This window comes from Sphingorhabdus sp. Alg231-15 (assembly GCF_900149705.1).
Taxonomy (GTDB): Bacteria; Pseudomonadota; Alphaproteobacteria; order Sphingomonadales; family Sphingomonadaceae; genus Parasphingorhabdus.
In genome coordinates this window covers 2983073-2993487 of the sequence record NZ_LT703001.1, presented here as the reverse complement: position 1 = coordinate 2993487, position 10415 = coordinate 2983073, and the positions used below count along the sequence as shown (strand labels likewise).

The window sequence follows — 10415 nt, the reverse complement described above, 5'->3', positions numbered from 1 at the left end:
ATCGCACAATCGCCCAAGTTACAGAGGGTAGATGGTGCTCCCGCCGTCAAGAACGATCCCTTGACCGGTCATGAAGTCACTCTCTTTCGACGCAAGGAAAACCGCAGCACCTTCCATATCCTCAAGCTCGCCAATGCGCCCGATCGCGGATCTGCGGCGTGCGGATTCCTGGAACGCCTCGCTCGTATCAAGTGACATTTCGGTTTCAATAAAGCCAGGTAAGAGAGCGTTCACACGGATGCCAGCCTTCCCCAACTCGACGGCAAGCGCTTGCGTCAGTCCGAGCACCGCTGCCTTGGTAGTCGAATAGCCGGCTGCGCCTCCCGAGCCAATCAAGGCCGCAACCGAAGAGGTTACGATCAGTCGGCCTGGAATCTTTCTTTCCAGAAAATGCTCTGTAATCGGGGCCCAGGTCTGCACCACACTCAGCAGATTGAGGTCAATTGTATCGAGCCAGGCTTGTCGACCAATGGTGTGCGAGGCGCCGCGAAAGCCGCCGCCACCTGCATTGGCAAAGCAGCTGTCGACCTTTTCAAATCGGTTGAGCGTTTGCTTGAAGGCGGCGTCGATCTCTGCCTCGTCGGTAACATCGCAGACAAAGGCTTCTGCTTCGCCGCCCATCGCGCGAATTTCTTCAATTGCAGAGGCATTCTTGGCCTCGTTTCGGCCCCAGATTGCGACCTTTGCGCCGCTTTTCACTAGGCCTCGGCAATAAGCGAGCCCTAGCCCGCCATTTCCACCTGTGACAATGGACACGTGGCCCGCCAAATCAAACATTGAAACTATCCCTCATTCTATTCCGTTGTTCCTGAAATTACGTGAGGAAACCAACGCGTCGGTCGGCGCCACCTGCAGGCCGATTAGGTTACCGTCCGGGTCTCGGCCAAAGATGATCTCTCCGCCGTCCATCGCGGTGGGACCTGTCTCGATTGTGCCACCGGCTTGCTCAAACAAAGTGCGCGCCTCTTCGAGATTGGAAACATCAAGGACGATCATATTATAGCCGGGCGCATCGAGTGGGCGCGGCGTCCCGGGAACTTCGGTCGGGTGACTATGAAACTGAAAGATCTCAAGCTCCAGATTGCGGATTTGAAACCATGCAGCTTCGCCCACACCATTATCGAGCCCTGAGACCGCATCGGACTTTTCGCCCTCCATGCGCAAGAAAGGCCATTGGCCGAAACGGCGAAACTCAGGCTGTCCGAGCAGTGCCGCATAAAATTCCGTGAGCCGATCCACGTCCGGCGTGGCAAGGGCGACATGGCGAATGCGACGTTGGTTTTTAGGGGGCTTAGGAAGATTGAGCTGAGCAATGTCGACATGCTCGATCTCTGCAATTAGCCCATCGAAGTCGCGAGAATAAGAATAATAGACCGGATTGCTCGGGTTGAGCTGCTGCATCTCCTTTTTACCCAAATGGGTCGCGCCGCCCGCCAGAAACTTCTGATATGTCTGAGTTTCCTGATCAACCTGATAGCAGACATGCATGATGCCCGGCCCAAAAACTTCTATCGGGGACGTTGCTTGCGCTTTGGCAGATGGATTTGCAAACGACATAAAGCGCAACTGCATATTAACGCTTCGCATCATACGGGTTTGCGCCTCCACCCCTTCGCGCCCCGCCAGTTGATCGAAGGCCTTATTACCTGTGATGGCTGTGTCATCGACTTGTTTCAGGTCGATCGCGTCCTCGTAAAGCGCGGTGGTCTTATCAAGATCGCTGACAACCGCGCCGACCCAGCCTACGCCTTTTATCACCGAATCTTCAGGAAGTTCAGAAGTTTGCGATGCGCACGCGCTCATGGCTAATGCGCCCGATGTCGCTAACGCCAGTTTCCACATCCTCATTGCTATCTCCCATGTGATTGATGCCGCGGCTCATTGAGTCGCCGAGCGACGGTGTTGTCAAGATGCACCATTAATCTCTATATTTACTTCAAGTCAACATAATGTGTAAAATACCTTGTTAAAAGAGCGATAGTACGACATTAAGCTGCCTAAAGTGTACTTTATTATCACTTAATCGGGAGGATAGACTCATGAAAACGACATATCGCGCATTGCTTGCGGGGTTCAGCACAATTGCATATTGCGCCACATCAACGGCCGCTTTCGCACAGGACAACGAGGCGGTCGAAAGTGCCACAGAACCTGATAGCAATCTGATCATTGTGACCGCGTCAAAGCGTCAGGCGACCTTGCAGGAAACGCCGATAGCGGTCTCGGTTACCACGGTAGAACAAATCGAAGATGCGCAAGTGCGGGACCTGCTCGATATTCAGACGCTGGTTCCCTCACTGCGTGTCAGTCAGAGCAGTCTGTCTACGAATACAAATTTCATCATCCGCGGCTTTGGCAACGGATCGGCCAATCCCGGGATTGAGCCTTCAGTCGGCGTGTTTGTAGACGGTGTTTACCGTTCACGCGCTGCTGCGCAGATCGCCGATTTGCCTGACCTGCAGCGAGTCGAGGTGCTCAATGGCCCGCAATCGACCTTGTTTGGCAAGAACGCCTCCGCGGGGATCATCAGCGTCGTCACGCGCGAGCCACAATTCGATTTCGGAGGACTTGCCGAGCTTTCTTATGGTAATTATGATGCAGTCGTTGCCAAAGCCAACATAACGGGCCCGATCAGCGACACGCTCGCGTTCAGCATCGGCGGCAATTACAATCGGCGTGACGGCTATATCGAAGACATTATCATCAATCAGGATATCAATGATCGCAATCGATGGGGCGTGCGCGGGCAGTTGCTGTTCCAGCCTAGCTCCGACCTCAAATTCCGCGTGATTGCCGACTACGACCAGATCGACGAAGTGTGCTGCGGAGCGACGAATGTCGTTGATGGGCCGTTGGGCGGGTTGGTGCGCGCGATTGGCGGCGAGTTTGTTGCTAACGAGCCGCTTTCGCTACAAAGCACGGTCAACTTTGCACCGACAAACGAGGTCGAAAACTACGGCATCTCATTACAAGGCGATTGGAGTACGGGTAATATAGATGTGACGGGAATCGGCGCGTATCGCCGCTCCGACGTGTTCGTAAATCAAGACAGCGACTTTACCAGCCTCAATTCGATTGGCACCAATATCAACACAATTGATATCAAGACATATACGGGCGAACTGCGCGCCGCATCCGATTTCGACGGTCCGCTCAATTTCCTGATCGGTGGCTTTCTTTTCCATGAGACCATCGATCAAGGTGCGGAATTCGGCAATGGCGAGGGTTTCGTGCGCTTCGCTAATGCCGTCACCGGCGGCGCTTACAGCGCGCTTGAGCCTACACTGCGGGCACTTGTCCCCGGTATTCCTGCGGGCAGTTTTGGCGGCGTCGCCCAAGGACGTACGCTCGATTACGACTATGAGAATACGTCGTTCTCAATCTTCGGTCAGCTCGATTTCGAGATCACCGACGGCCTTACGTTCACGGTCGGCGCAAATTATACCGAGGATAAAAAAGAGGTCGTATCGAATAATGTGAGCACCGATGTCTTCTCCGGCATCGACCTTGTTCAGGCGGGCTTTAACGCAGCGGTGGCTGGCGGGGCCCCGCCAGCGGTTGCCAGCGTTCTAGCCTCTGATCCGGCGACCAACCCGTTTCTTGGACTGCGCGGGCTGCAATTCAATCCGCCCTATCTGAACTTTCCCAACGCGGTAGAGGACGGACGCACGGATGATCGGGATCTATCCTATACAATCCGCCTTGCTTATGATGCATCCGACAATGTGAGCCTTTACGCGACTTATGCGACCGGGTTCAAAGCCTCGTCGTTCAACCTATCTAACGACAGCCGCCCATTTGCCGCTGATTTCGTGCCTGGTTCACCGTTTCAGTCGCCCCCGGTGGCAGCTTCGCCAATACGCGATGCGGGGCTCGCCGTGCCGAACCTCAGGACCGGATCACGATTTGCGGGTCCTGAGGAATCAGAAGTCTACGAGATCGGTATCAAGGGCAGCTGGGATGGCTTTTCGTTTAACCTGGCGCTCTTCGACCAGACACTTGAAGGGTTTCAGACCAATGTCTTTACCGGTACAGGTTTTATTCTCGGTAACGCTGAACAGCAATCGGTCACCGGCTTTGAGCTCGATGCCAGAATCTCGCCGATCCCTGAGCTCACCTTCACTGCGGGGGTAACCTATCTCGATTCTGTTTTCGACACCTTTACTGGCGGTACCGCCCTCTCGCCTAGCTTCACCGTAGTCCCGACGGATCTTAGCGGCGAGCGTCCTTCCGGTGTACCTGAATGGTCAGTGGTCGTTGGGGGAACATATGTACTCGATGTTGGCGATGATGCGACGCTGCGCTTCCACGCTGATTATCTTGTTGAGAGCAATGTCGAGATCGTGAACGGCCTGTCGAACTTCAAACGTGCGGTCGAAAACCTCAACGCCTCTGTCACGCTGGGTCTCGCCAATGGACTAGAGTTTTCGCTCTGGGGCCGCAATCTCACCGACACAGCCTATCTCAACCTCGTCTCTCCCGCAGTGGGCCTACCCGGTTCGCTTGTGGGCTTTCGCAATCAGCCGCAGACTTACGGCGGCCTCGTGCGTTTTCGGTTCTAGAGCTCTCCCTGAGGATGCGAGAGAGTGGGCATAGCAGCTCACTCTCTCGTCTTCTTTTTTGTCGCTGAGATAGAAAGAATGGCTGAGGGTGGCTTCACTTTTGCCTGCCGCCCGAAAGCGTCGTTGCGCAGTCCAGCTACACTCCCAAGGATCATTGAGACCGTGATATCCTCGATCATTTGACGATCCATCCCGCTTCGGACGAGAAACTCCCCAGCTGCCGCCGGCATTCCGAAGGAAATCTCTGTCGCAGCTATCGCAACATCGAGGGGAATGTTGAACAACTCAGCGGTGACCTCCGAGAAATAGTGAATGGAAGGTTCACGATTATAATATGTCGGGTCCTGGGCCTTCGCAATATTGGGATAGGCTTGGAGCCTCTCGATAATCAGGCCGCGATCTTCAATGTAAAGCAGGTAGGCACGGGTTACATTTCGGACCAGTTCTTCATAGGTCTCGGCGCTTTCTGCAGCGGTTAGCTGCTCTGTCCGCAGATGGCGATATTCGCGGTTTAGAAGCGCTTTGAGTAGCACAACCAAGCTACCGAAATAGCGGTACATGAGCGTCTTGCTGACGCCTGCCTTCTCTCCGATGGCTTCCAGTGAAAGGTCAGACGTGCCATGCTTGGTGATAAGCTCCGCTGCGCTGTCGAGGATCATAGACTTGCGCTTTTCCGGGCTAAACCGACGCCCCGTTCCTGCTTTCTTTTCGATCTCCATATCAGATTTTGAAGCCTCCACTTGCGTCCTACCAGCGCCAATTCTCGTCAGCTGCACATATCTTGGTTTTGTATACGCGGGCGATCATGGCCAATCAGCAATGGCGATGAATTTCAACATGCACAACAAGCCTGTGGAGCATGTCAACTTTTGAAGCAAGCATCGACGATATCAATCCTGTGGCTGCTATCCAAACAATTATCGCCGTTCAACAAAGTCAAAGCTAATGTCCGCTTTCGGGATAAAGCAAATATCACACTAGCGGCTGTTATTGGGGCGCGAAGCAGATATTCGTTTTGAAAACACTTTTCTGTCGGTTTGAGACCGGGCCTGTTGTATCCGTTCAAAGTCTTGCTCAATTCAGTCTCTGTATCTGAAACATGTGTTCTTAGGTGTGTAAGTCCCCGAAAAGACGCGACAAAATTGCGCTCAAACTGGAGTCAAGGTATTGGTACAAAAGGGAAAGCTACGTGGTGATGGTTGTGGTCTCTGGCGAAATGGTCTCTGCACCGGACTTCCTTGTTCGACGGGGATTTACAGGGAATTTCTCGAAAGCTCGATTTCATTGATGTTTTGCTGACAATGGCGCGCCGCTATTTCTGAGAGTTTCAGGGAGCAATTCCCTAGGCAACAGAGCAAGGAACTCTATCACCAAAACAGGGAAGTATTTTTGTCGAGCAAGCAAGCCCCAAACTTATATTGGCTGTGAAAGAGTTTTGTTGACTATTCGCCATCCAGCAGAGGTTTTTTGCAGGTTGAAATAGTCGGTGCTCGTTGTGCCATCACCACCATTCGTAATGTCGATTCTGGCAATCGCAGCATGTCCGGACACATCAATAATTAAAACTCGACTGGTTCGCGAAGGTTGATCATCGGGGATTTGAGACACACGTTCCCACCAAAAATCTTGTGTTAGAGATCGCAGCGCACCCTTGCTGCTTACAGACATCAAAAATGCTGTTGGATGAAATGATTTCGCAATTGCCGAACGATCTTTTCCATCAGTTACACTAAGATAAATATTCAGAGTTTGCAGAACTGCCATACGATCCGATGGCGGTCCGCCGCCTGCAATATCAGATAGGTCATTGGCGGAGGCCGGTTGGTTGAATGCAAACAAAGCGCATATTATCACAATCCAATATTTCATAGTTTCATTCCTAAAAAGGCGGCTTTGTTTCGAGACATGTTGATGCCCGTCGGTTAATCGCATTGGCTTTAATCCAAAAGATCCGGGACATGCATATTATAGGTTCGAAGAAACAGAGCCATTTTGCCAAGCACTGTCCGTACGCTATCACGCTGCTTCATTCGGTGTTTCCATTTTGCCAGCGCCGGAAACTCTTTGGCGTTCGGACCTTCTCCCAGAAAACCTGCGAAGAATTGAGAAGTATAACATGCAATATCTGCATAGGAAAAATCGAAAACCAAAAATTCCCTGTCGGCAACGGTGCGATCAAGTTCTCCATAAAAGTTTCGAATTGCAGTGCTCGCCGCTTGCAGGTCTTCTTCACTCGCGTTCGCACGCCGTTTCGGCATGAACTGGGTCACCTGCGGAAAGAAAACTTCATCGGATTTGCATTCCCACAAACGAGCTATCGCCCTTTGACGGGCATCGCCCGGCCATAACGGAATATCCGGCGAAAGATCTTCCAGAAATTCAAATAGCAGCGTTGAATCGAACAACGTCAAATCATCATCAATCAGATATGGCACTTCTCCTTTAGGATTGCTTTGCCAAGTAAGGTCCGGTTTGGGTTCGTAGATTGTTTTCATGGAAAACGGCACAAATTCGACCTCAAGATCAATCTGCTTTTCGATGACCGCGATTTCGACTTTTGCACCGTACATGCTGACCGGGGCGGAATAGAGTTTCATGAGTATGTTCTCTTCCAACTACTGAAAATTCATTTGCTAGTGAGTGATCGCTTTTTCGGGACCAGAAGATCATTAGCACCCCAAAAATTCAGCAATGCTCCGCAGAGTGCAATTTCCAGAGAGGTAATAAAATCCCGCGCTTGGAATTTTCATCATTCCTGCCGTGTAATTTTCAAACCTGCTGACCGCACTACGTTGTGTTGTAAACCAATGGAGAATAATTCGATGGCAACACGTCTGTTTCAACCACTGATTCTTGATCAGCTTGAACTACAAAATAGGATCATTGTATCGCCAATGTGCCAATATAGCGCGGAAAATGGATGCGCAGATGATTGGCATATTATGCATATTGGCCAATTCGCCATGGCGAATCCCGGGATGATCATGCTTGAAGGAACGGCTGTGGAAGCCAATGGCAGAATTTCTGAAGGCGACCTTTGCTTGTTCAACGATCCTCAGGAAGCTGCCATTGAACGCTTGGTGCAGTTTGTGCACAGGCATAGCGGATCAAAACTTGGCATGCAGCTATTCCATTCTGGCCGAAAAGGTAGCCAGCGACGGCCATGGGATACGGACTCGGATGGCAATAGCGGAACGACCTTGTCTCAAGAGGATGGAGGATGGGAATGCTATGCCCCAACGGCCGAACAGTTTGACCAAGGCTATCCGATGCCGGCTGAAGCCTCAAAAGATGACCTGAACCGTATCAAGGCGGCATTTGTCAATGCAGCGGAGCGCGCGGCGCGAGCGGGAATTGACACGATAGAACTGCATTATGCTCATGGATATTTGCTCCATTCTTTTCTGTCCGAGGTCAGCAATCACCGCACTGATGAATATGGCGGTCAAATTGAGAATAGGATGCGCTTTCCGTTAGAAGTATTTGAAGCAGTGCGTGAAGTTTGGCCTGATCATAAACCTATCGGCGCACGCGTCTCAGGCACTGATCACGGCAACGCAGAGAACGCTTGGACGCTGGAGGATGCATTGTTGTTCTCACGGGCTCTTACGGAGCGTGGGTGCGACTATATTGACGTTTCAAGTGGATATCTCTCGCCCAATCAAGACGTGCCGAAAGACGATCCAGGTTTTCAAGTATATTTGGCAAAAACCATAAAGCAAGTGGTTGATGTTCCGGTCTTTTCGGTCGGGACCATTGTCAGTCCAAAACAGGCGGAACAGATACTTGATAATGGTTCTGCTGATGCGGTTTGTCTGGCCAGAGGCATGCTTCTCGATCCTAGATGGGTCTGGCGCGCTGCTTTCGAACTTCAGGAGCAGCCGCAATTTCCACCCCAATATGAGCGGGCCTTTATGTGGGGGTTCCAAGATACGGTCGAGCGTATGCGGCAAGCCGAGTGACTGATTCTGATCAACAATCAAAGCTGCTCAAAAAAGGCTTTTGCCGCCTCATCTGCGGGAAAGAAGCTCTCGATCCGGATTTCCTGCAAGGTTACATCAAAGGCGGCACCAAGAGATGTCAGCGTAGAAAACAGACTGAAAGCCTGTCCGTCTTTTTTGACGTTAATTGTGAGCATGGGGAGACGCCAGCTATCTTCTCCCTGGGTGCGCCAGTCAGCTGGAATACCTCCATATTCCGACACTTCCTTGAACAACTCTTCCGAATGTGTTGTCGGACCGGTCGCGAGTGTTTCAGCACGCAACCGCCTCAGCATTATGGAGGCAACCAATTCCCAATTGCTTATATGGCGCCGGTACCCGTCCGGATGCAGTAAACCTCTGACCACATTTGATGCAATCGGTACATTCGCTAAATCGTCTGTATCAAAGAGCCAGGCAAGAAATTTTATCGCATTTCCATTGGCTGCGAGACTGTTGTGAAAGCGATCAAACACCAAGACCGGGTAAGGCATCTGACCTTCGAGAATTTGATCAACTGCTTGCTGAACCGGGGCCAGTTCAGGATCGGTCAGGCTACTTTCATTATATCGGGGTGCAAATCCTGCAGCCAACATCAACTCATTACGGTCACGAAGCGGGATATCCAACGCGTCGCTGAGCGCTACGATCATCATCCTACTTGGGTTTGATCTTCCGGATTCAAGAAAACTGATATGCTTTTGCGAAGACCCGCTGCGTAAAGCCAGTTCCAATTGGCTGACACCCACGCCCCGCCGCCATTGGCGTAGGATATCGGAAAAGCGGTTATGGGATAATATAGCTGTGTTCATCCCTCTTGTTCCCAGTTTTTCGCTCCTCATTCAATTACCTACAATGTAATTGAAACTATTCCTAACCAAAGCAGATTGTCCTCCAAACCAAAGGAGGTTCACTGATGGAATTTCAAGCTCATACAAGCCTTGTTCGTCGCTCGCTGGCGGCAAATTTTATCTTCTCAGGTATATGCGCGCTGTTGCTTTTGGCCAATCCAAATGGAATTGCCGAAACTATGTTCACAAGCCCGGAGGTATGGTTCGGTTTGCCTGCCGGTCGGTTACTGTTAGGTCTCGGATTGGCGTTGTTCCTATTTGGGCAGTTGGTTCTATTTTTCACAGTCCGCAAGCGGATCTCGAAACCCGGAGTTCAATTCATAATTTACAATGACTTGGCCTGGGTGGTTTTAAGCGGTGCGGCACTACTTGTGGGAATGGGCTTTACCACAGGCTGGGGTGTGGCGATTATTGTGGTCGTAGCACTGGTCGTTCTGTTTTTTGCAATCAATCAATTCCTTGGCCTTAAATTTCTGTATCAGGGCAACAGCAAAGTCACTGTTGATCAAGATGGTTATTTTGTCGTCATGACTGCAAGCCGGAAGGTGAATGCCAGTTCGAAGAAGGCCTGGAAGGTGATGGTCGACCATGAACGTTATTCAGACGTTGCGGATAATCTGACAAATGTTGAAATTCTCGGCGACCAGAAAATGGGCAGGGGCATGGAACGCCGGTGCACAGGAAATAAGGGTGAGAGTTGGACAGAACATGCCCATATCTGGGATGAAGGCAGTCGATATGGCTTCATCGTCAATACTAAGGATCCAAACTATCCGTACCCATTGGAGTCATTGAACGCGATTTGGTCGGTGGAGGAAATAGAACCGAACCAGTCCGAGGTGGCAATGCAGATGCGCTTACAGCCAAAGCGAGGTTTGAAAGGCGGTCTGTTCATGATAGCGATGGTGCCTATGTTCGCCACTGTGGTGGACAAGCTACTTGGTCTTTGGGCTTCAAAAATGGAAGTATAATTCAGCTGGATAGATGTGGTGAGAAGTTGTTTTCGAAAGCCTGAACTCCTT

At 51.2% G+C, this 10415-nt stretch carries 9 protein-coding genes; 3 read left to right on the top strand and 6 right to left on the bottom strand.

Annotated features, from left to right (window positions below; genetic code table 11):
* Positions 1-18: 18 nt before the first annotated feature.
* Together DG177_RS14625 and DG177_RS14620 are read right to left on the bottom strand one after the other, a co-directional pair.
* On the bottom strand, positions 19-777 hold the full coding sequence (locus DG177_RS14625) for an SDR family oxidoreductase (protein ID WP_108812160.1): 759 nt from the start codon (positions 775-777) through the stop codon (positions 19-21).
* Positions 778-789: 12 nt separating this feature from the next.
* Positions 790-1842 carry a VOC family protein gene (locus DG177_RS14620; protein ID WP_337658890.1) on the bottom strand — a complete coding sequence of 351 codons (1053 nt, stop codon included), beginning with the start codon at positions 1840-1842 and terminating at the stop codon, positions 790-792.
* Positions 1843-2039: 197 nt separating this feature from the next.
* Here DG177_RS14620 and DG177_RS14615 point away from each other — a divergent pair, with 197 nt between their 5' ends.
* On the top strand, positions 2040-4562 hold the full coding sequence (locus DG177_RS14615) for a TonB-dependent receptor domain-containing protein (RefSeq protein WP_108812158.1): 2523 nt from the start codon (positions 2040-2042) through the stop codon (positions 4560-4562).
* Positions 4563-4600: 38 nt separating this feature from the next.
* Here DG177_RS14615 and DG177_RS14610 read toward each other — a convergent pair whose 3' ends face one another.
* From DG177_RS14610 to DG177_RS14600, 3 genes are all read right to left on the bottom strand, one after another.
* Positions 4601-5281 carry a TetR family transcriptional regulator gene (locus tag DG177_RS14610; RefSeq protein WP_108812157.1) on the bottom strand — a complete coding sequence of 227 codons (681 nt, stop codon included), beginning with the start codon at positions 5279-5281 and terminating at the stop codon, positions 4601-4603.
* Between the two features lie 694 nt (positions 5282-5975).
* Positions 5976-6431, bottom strand: a complete 456-nt coding sequence (locus DG177_RS14605; protein WP_337658887.1) for a nuclear transport factor 2 family protein — start codon at positions 6429-6431, stop codon at positions 5976-5978.
* 68 nt (positions 6432-6499) lie between these two features.
* Positions 6500-7159, bottom strand: a complete 660-nt coding sequence (locus DG177_RS14600; protein ID WP_108812155.1) for a glutathione S-transferase N-terminal domain-containing protein — start codon at positions 7157-7159, stop codon at positions 6500-6502.
* Between the two features lie 225 nt (positions 7160-7384).
* Between DG177_RS14600 and DG177_RS14595 the strand changes: the two genes are divergently transcribed.
* Positions 7385-8524 (top strand): oxidoreductase, encoded by a 1140-nt coding sequence (locus DG177_RS14595; RefSeq protein ID WP_108812154.1) that lies wholly within the window; start codon positions 7385-7387, stop codon positions 8522-8524.
* 17 nt (positions 8525-8541) lie between these two features.
* Here DG177_RS14595 and DG177_RS14590 read toward each other — a convergent pair whose 3' ends face one another.
* Positions 8542-9354 (bottom strand): helix-turn-helix domain-containing protein, encoded by an 813-nt coding sequence (locus tag DG177_RS14590; protein WP_337658885.1) that lies wholly within the window; start codon positions 9352-9354, stop codon positions 8542-8544.
* Positions 9355-9458: 104 nt separating this feature from the next.
* On the opposite strand from DG177_RS14590, the gene DG177_RS14585 reads away from it, so the two are divergent.
* Positions 9459-10364, top strand: a complete 906-nt coding sequence (locus tag DG177_RS14585; RefSeq protein ID WP_108812152.1) for an SRPBCC family protein — start codon at positions 9459-9461, stop codon at positions 10362-10364.
* Positions 10365-10415 lie beyond the last annotated feature (51 nt).